Annotated in this window: 16 protein-coding genes; 2 read left to right on the plus strand and 14 right to left on the minus strand. The window is 62.1% G+C overall.

Annotation, left to right across the window (positions count from 1 at the left end; all coding sequences use genetic code 11):
• Nucleotide 1: 1 nt before the first annotated feature.
• The 14 genes from KGB21_RS18405 to KGB21_RS18470 all read right to left on the minus strand — a co-directional run bounded on the left by KGB21_RS18405 (nucleotide 2) and on the right by KGB21_RS18470 (nucleotide 19,398).
• Nucleotides 2–1,834, minus strand: coding sequence for a secretin N-terminal domain-containing protein (locus KGB21_RS18405; protein WP_223506204.1), 1,833 nt, complete (start codon nucleotides 1,832–1,834; stop codon nucleotides 2–4).
• Nucleotides 1,831–2,349, minus strand: a complete 519-nt coding sequence (locus KGB21_RS18410; protein ID WP_223506206.1) for a hypothetical protein — start codon at nucleotides 2,347–2,349, stop codon at nucleotides 1,831–1,833. The genes KGB21_RS18405 and KGB21_RS18410 overlap by 4 nt, the downstream gene beginning before the upstream one ends.
• Complete coding sequence (locus KGB21_RS18415) at nucleotides 2,349–2,897, minus strand: GspMb/PilO family protein (protein ID WP_034151250.1); 549 nt, start codon at nucleotides 2,895–2,897, stop codon at nucleotides 2,349–2,351. The genes KGB21_RS18410 and KGB21_RS18415 overlap by 1 nt, the downstream gene beginning before the upstream one ends.
• Nucleotides 2,884–3,429 carry a PilN domain-containing protein gene (locus tag KGB21_RS18420; protein WP_034151249.1) on the minus strand — a complete coding sequence of 182 codons (546 nt, stop codon included), beginning with the start codon at nucleotides 3,427–3,429 and terminating at the stop codon, nucleotides 2,884–2,886. The genes KGB21_RS18415 and KGB21_RS18420 overlap by 14 nt, the downstream gene beginning before the upstream one ends.
• Before the next feature lies 1 nt (nucleotide 3,430).
• Nucleotides 3,431–4,234, minus strand: a complete 804-nt coding sequence (locus KGB21_RS18425; protein ID WP_034151248.1) for a hypothetical protein — start codon at nucleotides 4,232–4,234, stop codon at nucleotides 3,431–3,433.
• Nucleotides 4,215–5,921: a GspE/PulE family protein gene (locus tag KGB21_RS18430; RefSeq protein WP_034151247.1), complete on the minus strand. Its 1,707-nt coding sequence runs from the start codon at nucleotides 5,919–5,921 to the stop codon at nucleotides 4,215–4,217. The genes KGB21_RS18425 and KGB21_RS18430 overlap by 20 nt, the downstream gene beginning before the upstream one ends.
• Before the next feature lie 84 nt (nucleotides 5,922–6,005).
• Nucleotides 6,006–6,536: a response regulator gene (locus KGB21_RS18435; protein WP_034151246.1), complete on the minus strand. Its 531-nt coding sequence runs from the start codon at nucleotides 6,534–6,536 to the stop codon at nucleotides 6,006–6,008.
• 222 nt (nucleotides 6,537–6,758) lie between these two features.
• The gene (locus KGB21_RS18440) at nucleotides 6,759–7,712 is read right to left on the minus strand and encodes a peptidylprolyl isomerase (RefSeq protein WP_034151245.1); all 954 of its coding nucleotides are present in this window, start codon (nucleotides 7,710–7,712) and stop codon (nucleotides 6,759–6,761) included.
• Nucleotides 7,713–7,724: 12 nt separating this feature from the next.
• Nucleotides 7,725–9,290 carry an ABC transporter substrate-binding protein gene (locus KGB21_RS18445; protein ID WP_034151244.1) on the minus strand — a complete coding sequence of 522 codons (1,566 nt, stop codon included), beginning with the start codon at nucleotides 9,288–9,290 and terminating at the stop codon, nucleotides 7,725–7,727.
• Nucleotides 9,291–9,299: 9 nt separating this feature from the next.
• Nucleotides 9,300–9,929, minus strand: coding sequence for an SCO family protein (locus KGB21_RS18450; RefSeq protein WP_034151243.1), 630 nt, complete (start codon nucleotides 9,927–9,929; stop codon nucleotides 9,300–9,302).
• The gene (locus tag KGB21_RS18455; protein WP_223506208.1) at nucleotides 9,926–10,582 is read right to left on the minus strand and encodes an SCO family protein; all 657 of its coding nucleotides are present in this window, start codon (nucleotides 10,580–10,582) and stop codon (nucleotides 9,926–9,928) included. The genes KGB21_RS18450 and KGB21_RS18455 overlap by 4 nt, the downstream gene beginning before the upstream one ends.
• Nucleotides 10,583–10,595: 13 nt before the next feature.
• Nucleotides 10,596–12,548 carry a YncE family protein gene (locus KGB21_RS18460; protein WP_223506210.1) on the minus strand — a complete coding sequence of 651 codons (1,953 nt, stop codon included), beginning with the start codon at nucleotides 12,546–12,548 and terminating at the stop codon, nucleotides 10,596–10,598.
• A 201-nt stretch (nucleotides 12,549–12,749) separates the two neighbouring features.
• Nucleotides 12,750–18,584 carry a manganese-oxidizing multicopper oxidase MnxG gene (gene mnxG, locus KGB21_RS18465; protein ID WP_223506211.1) on the minus strand — a complete coding sequence of 1,945 codons (5,835 nt, stop codon included), beginning with the start codon at nucleotides 18,582–18,584 and terminating at the stop codon, nucleotides 12,750–12,752.
• 205 nt (nucleotides 18,585–18,789) lie between these two features.
• Nucleotides 18,790–19,398 (minus strand): lytic transglycosylase domain-containing protein, encoded by a 609-nt coding sequence (locus KGB21_RS18470; RefSeq protein WP_034151239.1) that lies wholly within the window; start codon nucleotides 19,396–19,398, stop codon nucleotides 18,790–18,792.
• 206 nt (nucleotides 19,399–19,604) lie between these two features.
• On the opposite strand from KGB21_RS18470, the gene gspG reads away from it, so the two are divergent.
• Both gspG and KGB21_RS18480 read left to right on the plus strand, forming a co-directional pair.
• Complete coding sequence (gene gspG / locus KGB21_RS18475) at nucleotides 19,605–20,054, plus strand: type II secretion system major pseudopilin GspG (protein ID WP_034151238.1); 450 nt, start codon at nucleotides 19,605–19,607, stop codon at nucleotides 20,052–20,054.
• A gap of 14 nt (nucleotides 20,055–20,068) precedes the next feature.
• Nucleotides 20,069–21,256, plus strand: coding sequence for a type II secretion system F family protein (locus KGB21_RS18480; RefSeq protein ID WP_034151237.1), 1,188 nt, complete (start codon nucleotides 20,069–20,071; stop codon nucleotides 21,254–21,256).
• The last annotated feature ends 291 nt before the right edge of the window (nucleotides 21,257–21,547 follow it).

Consider the following 21,547-nt stretch of genomic DNA (forward strand, 5'->3'; position numbering starts at 1 on the left):
ATCAAGGCTTCCCGACGGTAACGGTGGTAGCGATCGGTGCGCTCATGCCATTGGCTTTAACCTCTTCGACCTCGACCTTCGAACGATCCGGCGCCTGGATGTGCATGCTGGTTTCGGTACCGGTAGGGAACTCCATGTCCGACGGGCTCTGGTACGGCAGGTTGCGCACGATCCGCGGGGTGATCGACAGCACCAGCTCGGATTTGCTGACGTCGTCCTTGTTGCTGCCGAACAGGCGACCAAGGCCGGGAATGTCGCCAAGGCCGGGAATCTTGTTGCCGGTGCTGCCATGGTCGTTACGCATCAGGCCGGCGAGGATCTGCGTTTCGCCGTCATGCAGGCGCAGGGTGGTCTGGGCGTTACGCGTATCGACCTGGACCGGAATCGTGCCCTGGCGGGTCGGTTCCAGCGGCGTGGCGTTGCTGACTTCCAGGGCCACTTTGATCGCCACTTCGTTGTTCAAGTGCACGGTAGGCTGCACTTCCAGTTTCAAACCGACATCCAGGTAAGTCACGCTTTCGGTGATCACCGGTCCTTGGGTCGACGGCACGGAGGTGGCGCTGATGATCGGCACGCGCTGACCGATGTGGATGCGCGCCTGCTCACGGTTGCTGACGCGGATGACCGGGCTGGCTAGGGTGTTGATGTCCTTGTCTGCGGCGTTGATCTTGGCCTGCGGCGATGGATTGATGGTGATCCGGCCGGAGTTGATGCCTTTGAGTTGATCGAGAATGGTCACCGCCGAACCGTCGCTGTTGACCACGCCAAAAGTGTTCGGCCATTGCAGGCCAAGGTCGAGAATCCGCTGGGTGGCGACTTCCATCACTTCCACTTCCAGCACTACTTCCGGGTTGGACTGATCCTGGGATTGCAGGAGCTTTTCCGCCATGCGCACGGCATCGCCGGTGTCGCGCATGGTCAGGGTGTTGAGACGTTCATCGACGAACACGTCGCGGGTCTTGAGCATGGTCTTGACCATGTTCAGCGCGGTGTTGGCGTCGATGCTGGTCAGGTAGAAAGTGCGCATCACCAGCTCCTGATAATCCTTGAGCTTCTGCGGCGAATCCGGGTAGATCAGCAGGGTGTTTTCGTTCACCACTTTCTGGTGCAGCTGGTTCTGTTGCAGCAGCAGCTCCACGGCGTCTTCGATGCGTACATCACGCACGAAGATGGTGGCTTTCATGTCCGGTCGCAGGTCCTTGTCGAAGATGAAGTTCAAACCGGCGACCTGGGACAGCACTTCGAAAATGGTTTTCAGGTTGGCGTCGCGAAATTCCAGGGTCACCGGCCGGTCCAGGCGGGTGCGCAGTTGTGGATACGCCACCACGTTGCGGCTCTGCACCAGGCGGATGTTGCCTTGCAGCTCCAGGGCGCCTTCGTTGTTCGGGTCCAGTTCGAGGATCTGCTTGACCTGACGCTCGGCGCCGTAGATGTCGCCGCGACGCAGGTCGCCACGGGCCAGTTCGAGTTTTTCATCGAGGCTGCGCATATGTTCGAGCTGGCGCATGGAATCCTGAGCGCGGCGGTTGTTCGGCTCGATGGTCAACACCCGACCGTAAGCCATGCGCGCCGAGGCGAAATCGCGCTGGGCGCGGTCCATGTCGCCCTGGGTCAGCAGCGCCGTGACCGCACGGGCACGGGAGCTGTTGAGCGCAATGTGCAGCTCGGTGTCGCGAGGGTCTTCCCGCAAGCCCTCTTCGATCCGGGCCAGGCCCGCTTCGTACTGACCTTGTTCGATCAGCTCAGAGGCTTCTTCCTTGGCCACCTGCGCCGAGCTGCACGCGGCCAGCCCTGCACAGAGACAGAGGCTCATCAGCAAACGGGATTTGTTCATTGCGCGCTCCCCACAGACAGAGTCTGGGACAAATGCAGAGGCAGATAGACCAGGCTCAGTTCCATGTCGGAAATCCGCTCGATCTTCCATGTTTCGTCGATCACATCCCCTTTGCGCACGACGTATATTTTTTCGCCGTTCTGCAAAAACACTTGCAGGTCGGTGCGGTCATCCATGCGGCCAATGAACTGGAAAGGCATGGGCGGTGCAGTGGGGATCTGCACCACCGGTGCGACGTTGACGGGTTTTTCGGTGACGCTGGCCAGGGCCGGTGCAGCCTTCCAGCTGCGGGAAGCGAACAGGTCGCCGGCCGGGCTCAGGTCCTTGATCGCCACGGGCGCACCGGCGGCTTTTGCGGCTGGCAACACGCCACCGGACTTGCCTTTGGCGGGCGTGGCCACTACCGCCACTGCAAGGTCGTTGTCATCGGCCTGTTGGAAGTATTCGGAGAACCAGGTCAGCGCCGCGGCCACGCCGAGAAACGCCACCCAACCCACTGCACGTTTGTTGTTCATCATGACCTCGACAGGTAAAGGGTCATGCGGATCCGCCCGTTAAGGTCGGTGTCGGCGATCTTTTTGCGCTGCAACTCAAGTTCCTCTACCACCACTGCCGGCAACTGGCCGAGCAAGGCGTGCATGAAGCGCCGCAGTTGCGGGTAGCTGCCGCGCACTGGCAACAGAATCTGATAGCGCGCCAGGTGAGTCTTCGGATCAATGCCCAGCGAGTACTCGCCGCGCGACAGAGTGATGCGCTCCTGTGCGGCCAACGCGTAGATCTTGTCGATGGCGACGGTGGCTTGAGGTTGCGATGGCAGCTTGCTGCGGAAATCATCGAGCTGACGCTGCGGCACCACCGGTGCGGCCACGCTGCCCTCCTCGACCTTGGCCAGATATTCACTGGCTTCGCGGGTCTGCTGGCTCAACTGCTGCAACGACTGCCAGTCCGGCAACAATCCGGCCAGGCCGTAGGTCAGCGCCACCAGCAGCATGGCCAGCCCTGCCAGACCGGGCACGCCCAGGCTTTGCAGGTATTCGTGGACGATCAATCTAGGGATTTGCATCGCCGATCTCCCAGGTAGCCGACAGGTTGAAACGGACCGGTTGTTCCGGCACGTTGGCGACGATTTCGTGGCTGAGCAGCGACACATCGGACAGCTCGTCGCTGGCTTCGAGGCGGCGGTGGAAGTCGAGCATGGCGTCCAGGTCCCGCGCCTCGGCGCTGATCCGCACCTGGCCTTTGCGGGCGTCCGGGGTCAGGGTCAGCAAGGCAACGTTTTCACGGGGCATGGCTTCGAGCGTGGCGAACAGACGCTCCCAAGGGCGGCGCAATTGCTGCGAGACCTTGCGCATTTCGGCCAGGTTCTGTGCCTGCTCGCGGGTTTCCGCCGGGGTCAGGCTGACCTTGGTGCCGCTGTCGCCGGTGAGCACGCGTTGCGCGGTTTGCAGGTGACCTTGCTGTTGTTCGGCCTGCTCACTGAGGTGTTGCTGAATGACGGTGCAGGTCAGCGCCAGCACCACGCCACCGGCCAGCAGGCTCCAACCCAGAGGGCTTGAGCGGCGACGCGGCTGAAAGTCGAGCATCAAGGGGCGCATGTCAGGCCACCGCCCGGGACATGACGTACAGGCAATCGTGTACGGCTGTCCGGTCCTCTTCGAGGGTGCGCAGGTGAACACCTGGCACTTCAGGGTGCGAGTCGATGCGCGCCGGCGCATGCAGGTAAACGTTCAGCGGCCGCTCGCTGGACGAGGCCTGCAATTGGCTTTCACGACCGATCAGCGCGGTAAGTGCGGCATCGCTGTCGCTGCTGCCCACCGAACGCACCGATGTCCAGCGCCCTTCGCGCGCCACCAGCATCACGCTACGCACCGGTTCGGCGACGACGAACAGGAAGTCGCCGGCGCCGAAGCTTTTATCGAAATGGTTGAACGCCGCCATCAGGTACGGCTGCACCGAACGCAGGCGCAGGCCACGACCGCTGGCCAGGGTACGCAGACGGTCCAGCAGGTCTTGCGGCAGTGCCGTCGCAACGCGGTCGTAGCCGGCAGGTTCGGCCGAAAGCACCAGGCTCCAGGGTTGCGTCGGTACGCCGTAGAGGTCTTCGAAACACAGTTGGGCAAACCCGAGCAGTTCGTCCGGGCTGCTGATTTGTTCGCTCCAGGGCACCAGGCAGAACCGGCTGAAGTGACCGGAAACCACCACGGTCAATTCCGCACCGGCACCGGCATGTTCACCCAGCAGACGGTCGAGGGTTTCCAGGCCCACGGCCCAGCCATGAAAGCCTTCGTCGATGAAGCCGACGCTGCCCAGCCACAGGGTTTCACTGCCCTGCCGCTGGCCGAGGCCGACACCGTTGGCGCCGAGGACGGCGACATAACGCTCACGAGATAAAAGTGACACGATTGATCTCCTCGAGAGTAGTCCGGCCGTGTTGCACCAGTTCCAGCGCCGATTCGCGCAGCAGGCGCAAACCACGTTTGCAGGCGTGGGCCTTGATTTTCGAAATGGGTTGGCGCTCGACGATCATTTGCCGCAGTTCGTCGTCCAGGTGCAGCAACTCGGCGATGGCGCTGCGTCCGCGGTAACCGGTGCCGCGGCAATGACCGCAGCCTTTGCCGTGGACGAAGTGGTAATGCGCAACGTTTTGCGGATCGAGCCCCGAGGCTTCCAGCTCTTCATCTGTCGGGGTGTAGGTGCTGCTGCAACTGCTGCACACCAGGCGAATCAAGCGCTGGGCCAGCACGGCGTTGAGCGCGGAGACCAGGCTGTAAGGGTCGATTTCCATCTGGGTGAAGCGACCAATCACGTCGAACACGTTGTTGGCGTGGATGGTGGTGAACACCAGGTGCCCGGTGAGTGCCGATTGCACGGCGATCTGGGCGGTGTCGGGGTCGCGGATTTCCCCGACCATGATCTTGTCCGGGTCATGGCGCAGGATCGAGCGCAAACCCCGGGCGAAGGTCAGGCCTTTTTTCTCGTTGACGGGGATTTGCAGCACGCCCGGCAGTTGGTATTCCACCGGGTCTTCAATAGTGATGATCTTGTCCACGCCGTGGTTGATCTCGGTGATCATCGCGTACAGCGTGGTGGTCTTGCCGCTACCGGTAGGCCCGGTGACCAACACCATGCCGTAGGGTTCGGCGGCGAGACGGCGCAGTTGGCGCAGGGTTTCGTCTTCGAAGCCCAGGGCTTGCAACTGCACGCCGCTGACTTTGTCCGCCAGGTCCTGTTTGTCGAGCACCCTCAGCACCGCGTCTTCGCCGAAAATGCTCGGCATGATCGACACCCGGAAATCGATCTGCCGGCCGCTGATGCCGATCTTGAAGCGACCGTCCTGGGGCACGCGTTTTTCGCCGATGTCCAGTTCAGCCATGACCTTGACCCGGGAGATCACCTGTTCGGCGAATTCGCTGCCCTGGATTTTGCTGATGTTGTTCAACACGCCATCGATACGGTACTTGATCACCAGACCGCTGCCGGTGGTGCCCAGGTGGATGTCACTGGCGTGCATTTTCAAGGCGTCGTACAGGGTCGAGTTGACCAGTTTGACCACCACGCTGGAGTCTTCGCTGATGCTGGTCAGGGACAGGCTTTGCAGGTTGTCGATTTCGGTATTGGCGTCGGCCTGGGCGTTGAGCGATTCCACCGCGTGGAAGCTCTCTTCGTGGCGCGCCAGGTAGGCTTTCAGGTCGTCGGCATGCACCAGGTACAGCGGCGCGCCGTGCAGGCAATCGTCGATCCAGGCCAGGCGTGCAGTGTCGAAGGGGTCAGCGAATACGCCAATGACTTCATCGTTGTGACGCAGCAGGGTGAATTCGCGCTTGAGGCATTGGGCCAGGGTGACCCGGTCGAATACCGGGGTGGCTTGAAACAGGCTGTCGGTGTCGAGCACCGGATAATGCAGGGTCGTGCCGAGGCACTGGATGAAGGGCATGGGAGCCAGTTCGCACAGTTCCCCGAGGGCATTGAGGACTCGCTCGCCAGAACTGGCGGCCAGTACCCGAGCCTGGGCCAACTGCTCACTGGAAAACCGGGTAGGTACAGACTCCAGCAGCGACGGTTCGACGACAACGGATAGACGGTCCATGGCTTGCTCTCCAACGCCCGGGGCTTTTGGCCCTGTCGGCGCGGCGAGCTGTTTCGGTGGAGGCCGGAACGTCTTGTCGCGCCACTACTCCCCGGTGAGCAATTGTTCGTTGTCTGGCGTCTTGGAGGTCGAACTTCTTCGTCGATCTGCAAGCACCCAACTACCGTCGTACAACTGCAGCGGGAAATTTTCGGTCCTGCTCTGGCGTCGTTCGACGAATCCTTCGGAGCTGCTCACACCCGCTTTGGGTTCGCGCTGCCTTCCCAGAAGATCAAGCACTGCACGGGCCAATTCCGCCATCGGAAAAGGTTTGAACAGGATGTGGCTGACTCCCAGTTGCCGGGCCCGCTCGCAAACTTCTGCGGTTGGATGCCCTGTGATCAGCACAAAATGACAGTTCCTGTTCTGGCGGACGGCATCGAGCACCTGAAAGCCTTCCATATCGGGCAAGCGGTAATCGAACACCATCACATCGGGTGAAAAGTCTTTGGCTTCGCCAATCGCCGATTCACCGTTGTGAGCTATCCGGACTTCCAGTGCTTGCGCCTGCAGGTAACCCTGGAGGTTTTCCGCTAGCAGCTGTTCGTCTTCAACAACCAGTACTTTGTTTAACAAGGTGGACTCCTTGAAACCGCAGGTCCGAATACCGAACCTGGCGGAGTGCGCGCCTTGATAGGTCTAACGCACACTTCATGCCAGGCTGAGCGCCGGTTGGTTTATTGCTTCATGTCCCTGATTTTAAAAACAATCTCTTTTTGACCACGTCCCCCACCCCCCAAAAACGGGGAAAAGCGAACGGCATTGCATGGAAGCTTTCCCCCACTATTGGGGAAGGGTTCATTCATCGTCAATCCGCTCGATGCGATTGCTGGAGCGCAATTGCGCCAGAACCCGTAGACGAACCTGAACCTGGTTCTGTCGGGCAAGGTATGCCCTGACCATATCAAGTCCCTGTTCCTCTGTGACATCGGCGGCCTCCAGTCGGTTCTGTAAATAAATCAGGTGCCATCCAACCGCTGTGCGCACCGGTTCACTGACCTCACCCGGTGCCAGGGCAAACGCAGCCTTATCGAACTCCGGCAGCATGCGCCCACGCGGGAAATACCCCAGGTCACCGCCCTCGCTGGCCGAAGCGTCTTCGGAACCACTGCGGGCAACGCTGGCAAAATCTGCGCCCTTGTTGATAGTGGTACGCATTGCCTCCAAGCGTAGTCGCGCTGCTTCGACAGTGGAAGCCTCCGCACCCTGAGGCACTTTGATCAGGATATGCCTGACCTGCACCTCCTCCGGCCGGCTCATCTCTGCACGGTGCTCTTCGAAAAACGCCCGTACTTGCTTCTCGTCTGGCTCGCCGAGTTTGGTGAGATCGGCAAAAACCTGCTGGGCCGCCAGCTCCCGGCGGGTGTATTCGGCATAGCTGGCCTCATCGAAACCGGCGTCTTCCAGACGCCGGGCGAACACGTCGGCACCGCCGAAGGCCTGGCGCGTCTGATCGACCTGGCTCTGCACCGTGGCGTCGCTGATCACCACCCCGCGCTTGAGCGCTTCCTGCCACAGCAACTCCTTGTCGATCAAGGCATCCAGGGCAGACTTGCGCAATTGCTGGTACGCCTTGGGGTTGCGAATGCTCGCGACCGCCCGGCCCTGATCCTCCAGGTATTCGGCGAAGTAACGCTCCAGGCGCAGTTGGGAAATTTCCTCGCCATTGACCCGGGCCACGGCCGGCCCATTGCTGCAAAACGCGGCGGGCACCCACAACATCAACAGGACCAGCAGAGAATTGAGTTTCATGTTCAGCCTCCGTCAGGGCATGGCGGCAACGGGTTTATAAGGGGCAACCAGATAGAAGCGCTGGTCGGGCAAGTCCACCGTGACCACATGGGCGCCACTCAGGCCCAGGCGTCGGCCCGGTCCGAAGCTGATCAGCGGGGTCAGCCCGGTATCGAAGTCATGCAAGCCTTCCAGGGCGCTGACCAGTTTCTCGCGGCTGGCGTCGCGCCCGGCCTGCTTCATGCCTTCGCTAAGCAGCATCATCGAACTGAATGCGCCGACTTGCAGGACCGCGTGCTCACCACCGAGTTTCTGCCGTTGGCGCAATTGGGTCAGGGCCAGGCGCCCGGCCATCGTCCAGTCGCTGGGCACGAACGGATAAGCCAGGAACACCCGCCGGGAAAACCCGCTGGGCACTTGCAGCAGATCACCCGCTACCTGATTCGAGGCAGCGAACAAGTAAGGCACCTGCCCTGCTGTCTGCAAGCGTTCGGCGAGATGACTGAAGCCGCCGCTGCTGCCCATGTAGAACACCGAACGCGAGCCCAACGGCAGTTCGTCCTGCGCCGATTCGTAGGCTTGCAGGCGTACTTTCTGCCAGGAATTGTCTTGCAGGTATTGCGCAAGTTTCTCCGCCGCCTGCCGTTGCCCCGGTTCATTCGGATAGGCGATCAGCGTCGGCCCCTGCAGCACGCGCAAACTGGTCGCGGCGTAATTGGCCAGGGCAATCATTTGCTCACGCAGGCCCGGCAGCGGTTCGAAGATTTGCCGACTGACCTGGGCCGAGCCTTGCAACGACAGCGGCCCGATCAGCGGCACACCGGCCTGTTCCAGGCGCGACGCCAGTTCCGAATCGAGCGCCGGCGCCAGCGGTGCGACCAGAGCGAACACTTGCTCTTGTTCAATCAACTCATCCAACGCCCGCTCGGCGCTGACGCGGTCCGGCCCGGGATCGAGGATGGTCAGGCGCAACTGCCGGCCGTGAATCCCACCGGCTTCGTTGATGCGCATCACGCAGCCCTTGAGCACCGCCGCGACGGTGGCGCCCTCGTCGCGCAACGAGCCCGTACTCGGCAACAGCGTTCCCAGGTGCAGACTGTCGGCGCTCAGGCCTGGATCGCGGTCATCGGCCAGGCGCTTGAGGTACGCCGTGAGGTTGTGTTGATCCTTGCTCGACAGCACGAACCGGGGCATCGCCGGGTCCAGCCGATTGTTCGCCGGGTCGCGGCCCTCCTGGATCGCTCGCGCCAACGTGCCATCGGTGTAGGCCGGGTAAGCACGCCCATTGATTTGCTGCTGCCCATAGGTGCTGGAGAGTCGCGACCAGTTCAGGTCCGGCGGCCGCACCCCACCCTCGGGTCGACCCGAGCCATCGGCGCCATGGCAGTTGGCGCACGGCAGGCTGGTGGCCGGCATCAACATGCCGGTCGCGCCGATTCGGGCCATGACCGGCTCACCGCTCGCCGACACCCCCTCGCGGTACAAACGTTTGCCTGCGCTTTCGCTGGGACTGAGCGGCAACGCGTAGACGCTCAGGCTGGCACTGAAGAGGATCAGTAGACTGAGTGCGAACAGTCCGGGGATGAGGGCGTTTTTCATGGCGCGCGCTCAGCGACCGACCACAGGCATTGTCAGCAACTGCAAGCGCTGAGCAATGGCCGCGGCCGGGGCATCGGGACGGATTTTGCTCCAGCGTTTGTTCGCCACGTCGCCGACGATCAACTGCGTGGAGTGTTGCTCAGGCGTCGGCACGATCTGGCCGATCCGGCCCAGGACCAGGTCCATCTGCGCCTTGTCGCCGGTAAGAAAAAGCCAGTGGGGCTCATCGACGCCCTGTTTCAAGGTGTAAGCCTTGAGCACCGCCGGGGTGTCCCGCAGCGGATCACTGGTAAGGGAAATAAAGGTTATGCCGTCCGCCTTGTCGCCCAACACTTCGCGCACTTCCTTGAGCTTTTGGGTGATCAACGGGCAAGCATCGTTGCAGCTGGTGAAAATCACATTGAGCAGCACCACGCGGTTCTGCAGCGCGTCACTGTAGAAACGCAGGGTGTTGCCGTTCTGATCCTGCAACGGCGTGTCGGTGAACCAGGTTTTCGCATCGCGGGTGCCGCTGGCGGGCTGCGCCGTAGCGGTTGCCTCCACCGCAGGCGCCGGTTCCTGGTGCCCTTCATGGGCGAACGCCACCGCACTGAAAATGCAAAAGCAAAAGCTCAGGGTGATCCAGTCGAGGAGTCTCATGGCTGATGCTCCATGGCAATGGCTGTGTGCTTGGCGTGGGTGTTGCGCTCACCGCTGAGCTTCTCGACTTCACGGCTCAACACCGCCGGGTCGGTGAAGCCGTAGTAGCGGGTCCAGTGCCGGTTGTTGCCATCGCCCACCAGAATCAGCGGCGCGTGGTTCTTGAAGTCACCGCTGAAACTGCCGAGCCCCTTGAGGGTTTCGTTGACCGACTGGGTGGAACCGGTGAGCCAGCTCCAGCCCGGGCCGTTCTGGAACGCGCGGGCATAATCATTCAGGCGTTTGGCGTCGTCGCGTTGCGGGTCGATGCTGATCGACACCAGTTGCACCTCGGTGCCGACCCGCGCACCCAACTGTTTCTGCACCTTGCCCATGATCGAGGACACCACCGGGCAAACCGTGGTGCAGCTGGTGTAGATGAAGCTCATGACCACGATCTTGTTGCTGACCAGGTCTTTTTCCAGGCGCACGGTTTTGCCGTTCTGATCCACCAGAGCCACGTCGGCGAATTTGACCTGGGCTTTCTCCGAGCTGGCGCTTTTGGCCGCGGCGTTGTGCCCGGCGTGCTCATCCGTCGAATGAGCCAGGGCTGGGCCAATACCGACGGCCAACAGGCAGAGCGTCAGCAGTCCATGATGTGCAAATCGGTTCATGTCGATGTCCTCTTCAATGAGCAACGCCTGGGGTTACCCGAACGCTGGCAAAAGTCTGATCGTCGAAATTCGCACCCAGGGATGCCGCACGCACGTGCAGGTACCAGGCGCCTTTTTGGTCAAGGATGACCGGGGCTTCATAAACTCCATTGCCGACGTCCAGTGCCGCGACGTGCTGAGGCCGTGAACTCGGTGCCAGGAAGTAGCGCACCTCAACGTCCTTGACCCCGCTGCGCTGGACCTTCTGTTTGCCCTGGACGATGCGAAAGCGCACGACATACGGGCTACCCAGCGCGGCGGTGGTTTTGTCGAGCATGAACTCGACTTTCGGCACGCCAGCGACGGGGGCGAGCTTGTCGTTGGCCTCAACCACGGCGCTGAAGCAATGGATGATGTTCGGCTGATTGAGCAGGAACGCCACGTCGAAACGTCCGGCCGGCGGCAGCTTGATCCGTGAGCTGTACAGCCCCGGCTCGATTTCGCGCAGGCTGCGGTCGATGACCATCGCTGCCCGCGCCACTTGCCCGCGATTGGGGTAGCCGGACATCGGCGCGTTCATGCCTTCGGCGTAGAAATAGGTGGTGTTGTCCACCGGGTTGACCACGAACACCGCGTTGTCGTCCCGCGACACCGCCAGGCTCGATGCCAGCGGCAGGTCACCGGCCAGCCGGGGCGGTTGCGGCCCGGCTTCGAAACCCTGGCTGATCGGCGTGCGACCTTCGCCGAGGGACGAAAGGTTGATCATCGTGACCTTGGCCGATGCCAGTCCGCGCACGTAGGCATAGGCCTTGGTGAACACCACTTGATAGGGTTCGGCGGACACGTCCAGTTCATGGATCAACGAATCGTTGGCGGCGTCGATCACAAAGGCCTGGTTCTCCAGGGTGTTGAGCACGATGCCGAAACGCCCGTCGGCGCTGAAGCCCATCGGGCCGAGGCCTTGCTTCATTTTGATCACCCGCCGTACCGACTGGTTGGCGGCATCGACCACGGTGACCGTGCCGTCCTTGCCATCCGCCACATACGCGGCGCCGGACAGCGGCGAGTACACCACCGACAACGGGTGCGAACCGGTCTTGAGCTGTTTGCTGATGGTCAACGTGGCGACATCGATGATGCTCAGGGTGCCGTCGTCGCGGTTGGTGACAAAGGCAAAGCGGCTGTCCTTGCTGAAGGCGATTTCGTGGTGGCCGCTGCCGGTGGCCAGGTGCTTGAGGGTTTTCAGGCTGCGGGTGTCGATCACCGTGACCCCGGATTGCTCCACCGCCGTGGCATTGTTGCCGACCCACAACAGGCGCTCGTCCGGTTGCAACGCCACACGCACCGGATTGCTACCCGCCGCTACCGAGTCGAGCAGTTTGAATTGTTCACTGTCGATCACCGCGACTTCGCCCGCCGTCGGCATCGACACGAATACCCGTTTGTTGTCCCTTGGGGTCACCCAATCCATGGGCGGTTGCTTGATATCGATGCGGGTCATGGTGCTGGTGATGCCGCCCACCGAGACCGACGGGTCCACCACCGAGACGCTGGCATCGCGGTTCATCACCATCAGGAAGTAGCTGTTGAGGTCGAGCAGCGGCCGTGCGCCGATACTCGATTTGAGGAACACCCCGACCCGGGATTTGCAGCTCTGTTCGCGGCCCTGGGCCTCGTCGGCGGCGACGGTTTCCGGATCGATCCAGGCGCCGGGGGCAACGCCCGCCAGCGGTTGGCCCGACGCTTTGTCAGTCACCCGAAAACGCACATCGGCAAACTCACCCTCGCGCAACACCCCGCCTTCGCTCAACGGCCGCACTTCGAGTGCCACCGACACGCCGTCGCGTTCAAGGGTCTGGCCGCTCCAGGTGTTGGGTAGCGCAACGTCGCTGAGCATGGCCGGTGGCGAGGTGCGCCATACCCCCACCCAGATCAACGCAACCCCGAGGGTCAGCGCAACACTGGCGATTTTGATGGTCCTGTTCATGTCCAGACTCCCCTTCAGATCTGTGTCTGCCTATCCAGGAGCAATGCCTGACTCTGTGGCGAGGGAGCTTGCTCCCGCTGGGCTGCGTAGCGGCCCCAAAACTTTTGCAGTCAATGCATATTTTGTGAGTGCTACGCACTCAAGCGGGAGCAAGCTCCCTCGCCACAGATCATCAGTTGCTCCATCTCTACCCGCTGTGGCCTACGGCACCGGTGCCGGTTCCGGTTCATTGGTCACCCGCAACAGCCCCCACAACCCGGAGGTGTTGCCATAGGCACCGTAGTCGCGGAACAGGTAGTCACCCGGTATCGCGTTGACACCCCCGGCGCTTGGCAGCATGAAACTGAAGTGCGCTGCCGGCAGGACGCTCTCGCGGGCGCCGATGTACATCGACATCGGGTTGTAGCCGAATTTCACCGAGCCCACGCCAGGGATGCCCATTGGATAGCCACCGGTATCGCTCTTCTCCGACAGGAACGGGTTGTTCGACCAGACGTGCCCGTCAAGCTGGAAGGTCGAACCGCGACTGCCGCCGGTAGGCATCAGGATGTGCGTACGGAACGGTTGCCCCGGTTTGGCGTACAGCACCGGTGTTTGCGGATCACCGCCCACCAGCGCGTTGCTGTAGGCCATGTGCGCATTCACCATGTCGCCGTAGCCTGCGCCGTCGGCATGGCCGAACGGTGCATCCGGCGCCAGGCCGAAGCGATACCACAGCGGTTCGGTCTTGTAGTTGATGGCCATGCTGGAGTTGTCCTGCGGATCGGTCGGCACGCCGAAGCCTTCCGCAGCAATTCCTTCCACTGGCCGACCGTTGGCCCAGCGAGTGTTCAAGGCTTTTTGCCAGACCATCGCAAAGTCACGGTAGGTGGTTTGCCCCGGTGCGGTCACCGTCGCATTCACTTTGCGCGTGTCATCAACCCAAGTGGCGCCGATCGGCAGGATGCTCATCGCACCGGCGAGGCCTTTTTGCGATTGCTTGATCACGTCCGCCGGGGTGATGTTCAAGCCGCCGAACTCAATCGCCGTGGCATTGATGTTGTCGACGTTGCGCCCCAGTTGGGTGATCGGTTTGCCTTCACGCTCCAGGTGCCCGGCGTAGTACTGATAGGTACGGGTCGGGTAGGCACCGCTGCTGCCGACACGCGGTGGCACGGTCTGGGTCGGGTTGGCGCCGACGTTGGTGCCGTCGGATTTGGTGATGTCGTACGCCAGCAATTGCGCGTGCAGACCCACGTGGCTCGACGGCCGCATCAGGTTGTTGCTGAAGGTGGTCGAACCGGTGCCGCTGTTGCGATCGCGTTTGACCATGCCTTGCATCACCGCGGTCTGGGTCAGGTCCGGCATGACGCTCGGCAGACGGTTTTCCAGGGTGACGTTGATGCAATCACCGGCCGCTGCGCGCAGCACCAGCGGTTCGACAGGTACACCGGGTTTGAGCTTGCCGGTGGTTGGGTCGAGGTCGGCCTTGCGCACATACAGGATCGCGGTCGGGTCATGCAGCGGCCCGCTTTGCCCGCCGATGGTGATGGTTTCACCGTCTTCAGGGTCGACTACGGTGACCTGCGGAATGCTCACGGTCCGCGAGTTCAACACCAGGGTGCCACCCGCCGGATTCAACGGCCCGCCAACATGCTGGCCGAGTCCCGCCGGATCACCGATGGTAAGACCCAACGGGTTGGTGAGGATGTCGTTGGCCAGCGCCGCGACCACTTCATAATTGCGTTGCGGGGTCGGCCGGGTGCCGATGCCGTTGGGGTTGGCGCCGTACCGTGGGCAGATGCCGTCAAACGCCACGGTGTTGCGCATCCCGGTTGGCTTGGCGTTGTTCGGCAGCGCGAACAGATCGCTGCGTTGCGCCGTGTAGTTGCGCATCACGCCCCAGATACCGCTCCAGTAACCTTCAATCGAGGCATCCATCGAGTACAGGTAGTCACCCGTGGTCGCCGCCGAACTGGACATCATCGACACTGGCGCATTGAAGCCCATCTGCTCGGAGATGCCGATCATCTGCGACGCGCGCCAGCCGGAGTTGGAGCTGTTGCCGAAACCGGAACCGCTTTGCAGCCACTTCACGCCGTGCAGGGTGACGTTGTGTTCCTCTTCATGACCACCGGCATGCACCCGCAGCCGCACGTTGTCGCCGGTGTAGGTACGCAGCATCGGGGTGAACGGATCGCCAGGTTCCGCGCCGCCCTTGTTGATGTGCGGCGGGAACAGCGTGGTGCCGCCGGTTGGGCCGGTGGCCGCGGTGATCAGGTTCGGCGCCAGGTTCATCGCCGGGATCGCACGGTCGGTACGGCTTTGCATGGCGTACGCCAGGTCGCCGCCGAGGCCGTCGGCCTGCATGCCGCGCTTGCCGTCCGGGCCGACCTTGTTCGGGTCGTACACCCGCAGGGCCAGCGGTTCGTTGCGGTAATTGACCACGAACATGCCAGGGTCATCCACCGAGATCGCTTGCGGGCATGGCCGGGTCGGGCAACCTGGCACCATCCCGCCCTGCACTTCCAGAACACCGTCCAGCAAGGTACTGGCGTTGTTACGCACAGGCGGGTTGATGGCGTAGCGGAAGCTGTCCGCCGTGGCCGGGAAGGCTTGTGCATTCGGCTTGCCGTCCGGGCCTGCGCCGACGTACACACCGGCTTCATAGGCGTGCTGGAAGTCGCTGTACTCGAGGAAGAACTCACGGAAGCTGTCGTTCTTGCCATCGCCATCGATGTCACCGGTATTAATCACCGCTTGCCACGAAGTCGGCCCGCCGTCCTGACGCGCGCCGCTGTACAACGGCTCGCCGGTTTCAGCGTGGAACCAGGTGGAACCGGCCGGTTCAGCCAGTACGGTGGCGTACAGGCCAATCTGTTGGTGAGTCGATGGGCCGAGGTGGTCGTGGGTGAAAATGGTGCCCAGGCCACGGTCGACGCCTTTGGCGTTCACCACCGGATCGACGAACCAGCGTTGCATCGCCGTACGCGCACCGACCCAGTCAGCCCGACCATATTGACCGAAGTACGGGTGGTTTTTGGCTTTCGGGCAGGCCGGTGTACCGTCGCGTGGGTCAGTGCCTTCGCACTGGTTGAACTCGCGGATGGCGTGGATGCGTTCTTGCACCGCACCTGGGGAAAGGACGCCGTCCTCGTAGTTCCAGCCGTTGGACGAACCATCGGCCGACACCAGGTCCCACTTCGGCAAGTGAATGTGCTGGCCGATCACGTCGGTCGGCGTGCGCACCTGATAGTCGTCCATCTCATAGGTGGCCGGCACCAGGTTGGTTTGCTGGTATTGCACGCAGTCGAAGGTGTTCATGCGCATCACCAAAGGTTCTGGCGGACGCTGCTTGGTGATCACTGGCCAGGCGTCTTCCCAGAGCGCCAGAATGCGCGCTTGCGGGAAGTGGTAGCCGACCTTGTTGTAGACCGCGTCGAACTGGATGTTGGCCGCTTTATAGATGCGCGGACGGTCAGCGGTGAAGGTCGACGAACCGATGAAGGACATGCCGTCGACCCGCTCGCCGCTGGCAAACTCGCCGGTGCCGGCGCTGCTGGTCAGGCGTTTCTGCCGGTCGTCCATGCAGGGCTCGTAGTACGGCGCACCGGCCATCGGCAAGGCGCCGTTGGTGCGGAAGGCACGGGCAACGATTTGATTGCCCGGCAGCAGGGCGAAGCTTGGATGGTCCTTTTTGGCGTGGAACGCCATAGCCGCTTGCTCGACTTCGGTGCCCTCTTCCGGCAGGTAAATCGGCTTGGCACGCGTCACCGTTTTGGAGAAATCCAGCGAGGTGGTAATGGTCTCGGCTTCGCCACCGGCAGACACGCCGTCCAACGCATGACGTCCCAAACCACCGTTCCAGCCACCGGACTGAGCCGGGTCAAGGTTGGCCCACAAGGCTTTGCCCGTGGCTTTCAAGGCTTGTGCCGAGGCGGCGTCGAGCATGTCCAGCGGTGGGGTCGGTGGGCGTTGGCCGACCGAGCTTTCCATGCCGCCGATCCAGAATGGATAGCCAGGGTTTTTCAGGGTGCCATCGGCGTTGCGATTGGCTTCGCTGCGATCCACCAGAGCCAGGGAGCCGATAGCCTGGGCGCCACCGCTGCCGCCATGGTGCTCGCCGTCATCGTCGTCCTCTTCTTCATCGTCATCGTCGTTGGCCGCCACCAGGGTTTCGCCGATTTTCGGTACGACCGCGACTTTGCCTGGCATCGGTGCCATGGCTTTGCCAGGCAGCGGCACCACCGCAGGAATCGGCGTACCGGCAACGATTTCACCGTCGGGCAAGGCCCGTGCGCCGGCGGCGGGTTTACCGCTGCGCAGGGCATAAGGTTCGCTGTGGAAACCGTCGTCGCCCTGTTGCGACACTTCGAGTTTGGTGCCTTCTTCAAACACGTCGTGCACCCGCCACATGGCCCACATGCCTTGGGCGAAGTGCGGGTAGAAGTGGCAGTGGTAGATCGCATCGCCCGCTACCCGGTTACGGTTGCCCGAACCGCCGTTGGCTATTTCGTAGGTGTAGCCGGCGCCCGGGCCGATGCCTTGGGCGTCCACGTAGTCGGAGTTGTCGTCGTTGGGGTTGAACAGCCACTGATGCCCGTGCAAGTGGAAGATGTGCTGCTCATGGCCGTTGTGGGTGTTGCGGAATTTGACGAAGTCACCGATGTAGCTGTGGTTGACGTTGGACGGCTCGGACGGATACAGCGCCATGGTCGCCTTGACACCCACCTGATCGGCGTTCGGCGTCTGGCCGGGGGTGATGCCTTCCAGGCCGGCGTTGGCCGGTACGTCCACCAGCATCGCCACGTCGCCAACGGTGTGGGAGCTGAGGAAAAATTCTTCATAGGCGCAGGACAGGCAATCGTGCATCGGGCCTACGCCGAGACGGTTGGCCACCACTTCGGCGCCCATGCCGCCGGAGCCATAGTTGATCATGAACGAGTCGCGGGTCGGCTCCAGCACGTGGGCCATCACCGGGTCGGCCCAGTAAGCGGGGAACGCCTGGGTCGCTGCGGTTTCATCCTGGAACTGCGAGGCGAAATCGCGGAACGGCTCAAGCCGATTGGGGATCGCCGGGTTGCGTTTGCCCACGGCTTCCAGCGGATACGTCGAAGGCGCGAAGCTGCCATCGGCGTTGCTGCCCATGACGATCGCGTCGCTCTCGCTGGAAATGATTTCGTTGCCGTCGACCATGTTGATGATCGGCGTGCCGGCCTTGCCTTCACGGATCCACGGCTCGCGTTGTGGGTAGCGGGCCTGGTAGTCGACGATCGGTTGACCGGCCGGGGTACGGCCGGAACTGGCCAGGCGCATTTCTTCTTCAGTCACGGTGTTGCGGTAAGTGCGACCGCCCTTGGGCACTACCACCACTTGACCAAACAGACCGTTGGCCACGTTGCCGGCCGCACCTTCGCCACCGAAGGTCGCGCCACGGCTGCTGGCGGCGAACACCCCTTCGCGCTCGGCGTACAGGGTGTAGGAACGGCTCGCACCCGGTGCGATCAAGGAGTTGGCGTTGCGCCCGGTGAACGAAGCGATGTCATCGATGCTGTTGACCGCTTGCATGCCGTTGACCTGGAACCCGACATGGCGATCGGCGACTTGCTCGTCGACCTTGAAGTTCGGGTTATTGCCGATTGCGATCTCTTCTTCCTCGCCCTCCACTCCCTCGCCACCGTCGTGGGAACCGGGGTTGGCCTGATAGGCCAGCAGGTTCTGCAGATTGATGGTCAGGCAGTCACCGGCGGCCACCCGCAGCACCAGCGGACGTGGACGCTTGTCGGGCCGCAGCGACACCTTGCCCGGTACCGCCGCACCGCCCTGGGCGAGTGAGACGTCATGGTCATCGACCACATCGCGACGCAGGGCGAACATCATGCCGTTGACGTTCTGCGCACCGAGGCGGTTGAACATCAGCGGCTGGTCCAGCGCCACGACGTTAGCCACCAGATTGCGCTCACATCGCGCTGCCGCTTCGGCGAACTCGATGCCGAGCATCGATGCGGCCAACAGCAGCCAGGGAAGGACGGATGGAGCGTGAAAAATGCCGGTCATGATCACGGGCCTCGCTGTGGGTGCTCACAGGGAATAATTCTCGACAAGTCCCTCAGAGCAATCTGTATGCCATAAAAAATCTATCGTTTTTTCAACCAGTTACAGTTACCAGTTAAGTCATCGGGGGATATTCCCCACTTATTCCCCACTTTTTCGCCGGGGCCCCCATGCCCCAATGTTGGGGAAACTCGCCCCAGCTGTTCGGTCACAGCGGTGCATCCACCGACAACCCCTGCAATCGCCGGTATTGGCGCAGCACGTTGGGCACATAACGCTGGGTTTCGGCGAACGGCGGGATCACTCCGCCACGGCTGAGCACCGCTTGCGGCCCGGCGTTGTAAGCGGCCACGGCAAGGGCGATGTCGTTGTCGAACATGGTCATCAAGCGCTTCAGATACCGGGCTCCGCCCTGGATATTCGACTTGGGGTCGTAGACGTTTTTCACGCCCATCTCGCGGGCGGTGTCGGGCATCAATTGCATGAGGCCACCGGCACCCTGGGCCGACACGGCGCTGGGGTTATAGGCCGACTCGGTCTTGATCACCGCATGCAGCAGTGCCGCCGGTAATTCGTTGGCCGTGGCCGCCGCCGACACCAGCTCGGCGTAGGGTTGCGCGGCGATCATTTGCGGCTGCTGGTCGAGGCTGACCAGTGCCGCGGTGGGCTCCTGAATCACCCGTTCATAGTGGCGACCGGGGCGGTGGACATTGGACAAAACGAAGTCGCCCTTGCTGTCCTTGGAAACGAACACGTCGGCCTGGGCGACACCGGCCAGCAGCATCATGCCGAGCAATCCTGTGGTGAGTGTTTTCATTGTTATGACTCCCGTGGCCGGCCCCGAAAAATGGGGGTAATGCCCCAATGGCCGGTCGCTGATGAGCCATACGCAAGCACTGTGCCGAAAGCGCGAAAGCCCGTAGCACGGGCGGTCCAGGGGGATGGCAAAAGCATGAGCGGGCCTTTGCATGGCAATTGCATAAGCCCTTGTTGCGACCCTTCTGCCGACTGTGTGAGGTCATCATGAATCAACGTCCGTGCTTCGCCCCGCGTGATGCGTCTCCTCGATCCCAACGCGGGTTCACCTTGCTTGAACTGTTGGTGGTGCTGGTGGTGCTGGGGCTGTTGGCCGGCATCGTCGCGCCGAAATATTTCGCCCAACTGGGCCGTTCCGAAGTGAAAGTGGCCAAGGCGCAAATAGAAGGTCTGGGCAAGGCCCTGGACTTATATCGACTGGAGGTCGGTCATTACCCGTCGACCGAACAGGGCTTGCAGGCACTGGTCACCGCCCCCAGTGACGAAACCCGCTGGACCGGCCCGTACTTGCAGAAAAAACTGCCGCAGGACCCCTGGGGCCGTAACTACAACTACCGCTATCCCGGCGAAAACGGCGAGTACGACTTGCTGTCCATGGGCAAGGATGGCCAGCCCGGCGGCGAAGGCGAAAACGCCGAAGTCACCAGTTGGCAGTAACGGGAATGGCGACCATGCGCTTTCACCTCAAAGCAGTAGGCAAGGCCGGTGTGGTGTCCATGACCGTCGAAGCGCCGGGCCACAGCGAGGCCCGGCGCATCGCCGAGGATCAGGGCCTGCGGGTGGTCAGCCTGCACGCCGAGCGACACTGGCGCGCGTTGCGCCTCAAGCAGCGCGAGACGTTCAACCTGGTGTTGTTCAGCCAGGAACTGACGACCCTGCTCAACGCCGGCCTGCCGTTGATCGACGCGCTGGAAAGCCTGGCGGAAAAAGAAAACGCGCCGCAGGCCCGCAAGACCTTGAGTGAACTGGTGCGCCTGCTTTATGAAGGCAAATCGTTTTCCCAGGCCTTGGGCCAGTTGTCGGCGGTGTTCCCGCCGCTGTACGTCGCGTTGGTGCAGTCCAGCGAGAAGACTGGTGCGGTGGGCGAAGCCCTGGGCCGTTATGTCAGCTACCGCCAGCGCATGGACGAGGTTCGCCAGAAGATCGTCAGCGCGTCGATCTACCCGCTGCTGTTGCTGGTGGTGGGCGGCGGCGTGGTGTTGTTTTTGATGGGCTACGTCGTACCGCGCTTCAGCCTGGTGTTCGAAGGGCTGGGCTCGAACCTGCCGTGGCTGTCGCAGATCCTGATGAGCAGCGGCATGTTCCTGCACGCCCATCAGGGTGAATTCTTCGGCGCACTGGCGACGATCGTCATCGCCCTCGCCTTCCTCCAGCGCCAGCCGTCCTTCCGTCGGGGCCTGGATCGCGTGATCGAAAAACTCCCGGCGGTGCACCAACGCATCTTCATGTACGAACTGGCGCGGTTCTACCGTTCCCTCGGGATTCTGCTGCAAGGCGGTATCCCCCTCGTCACCGCCATGGGCATGGTCCGCAACCTGCTCACCCCGGCCTCCCGATTGCGTCTGGACCAGGCCTGCGAACGGGTGCGCGAGGGGCAATCCTTGTCGACCGCCCTGGAACTCAATCATCTGGTGACCCCGGTGTCCCTGCGCCTGCTGCGCGCCGGCGAACAGTCCGGCAACCTCGGGCAGATGATGGAGCGCAGCGCCGACTTCTACGACGAAGAAATCAGCCGCTGGATCGAATGGTTCGTGCGCTTGTTCGAGCCATTGCTCATGACCTTCATCGGCCTGCTGATCGGGGTCATCGTGATCCTCATGTACATCCCGATTTTCGAGCTGGCCTCAAGCATTCACTGATGCTCTGCAACGGGGCCTGGCCGGACGTTGCAGGGTTTATCGACATTGCCACTGAATAAATCAGGAGGTTGAGGTGTTTACCAACGTTCCAAGTGAATTTCCAACTGAATACAGCGGCACGTTGCATTGGTTTATCAACGTTCCAAATGAAGAAGACGGAGATCGATATGCACATGAACAAGCTTTTGCTGGCTGTTGCTATTGGCGCAGTTCTGTCAGCGTCTACCGTACTGATTCCAGACACCTTGTCGGGGGTTTCGAGCGCTCAAGCCAGAGATGGCGGTAGTGGCG

Source organism: Pseudomonas sp. GL-RE-29, assembly GCF_019947275.1.
Classification (GTDB): Bacteria; Pseudomonadota; Gammaproteobacteria; order Pseudomonadales; family Pseudomonadaceae; genus Aquipseudomonas; species Aquipseudomonas fluorescens_A.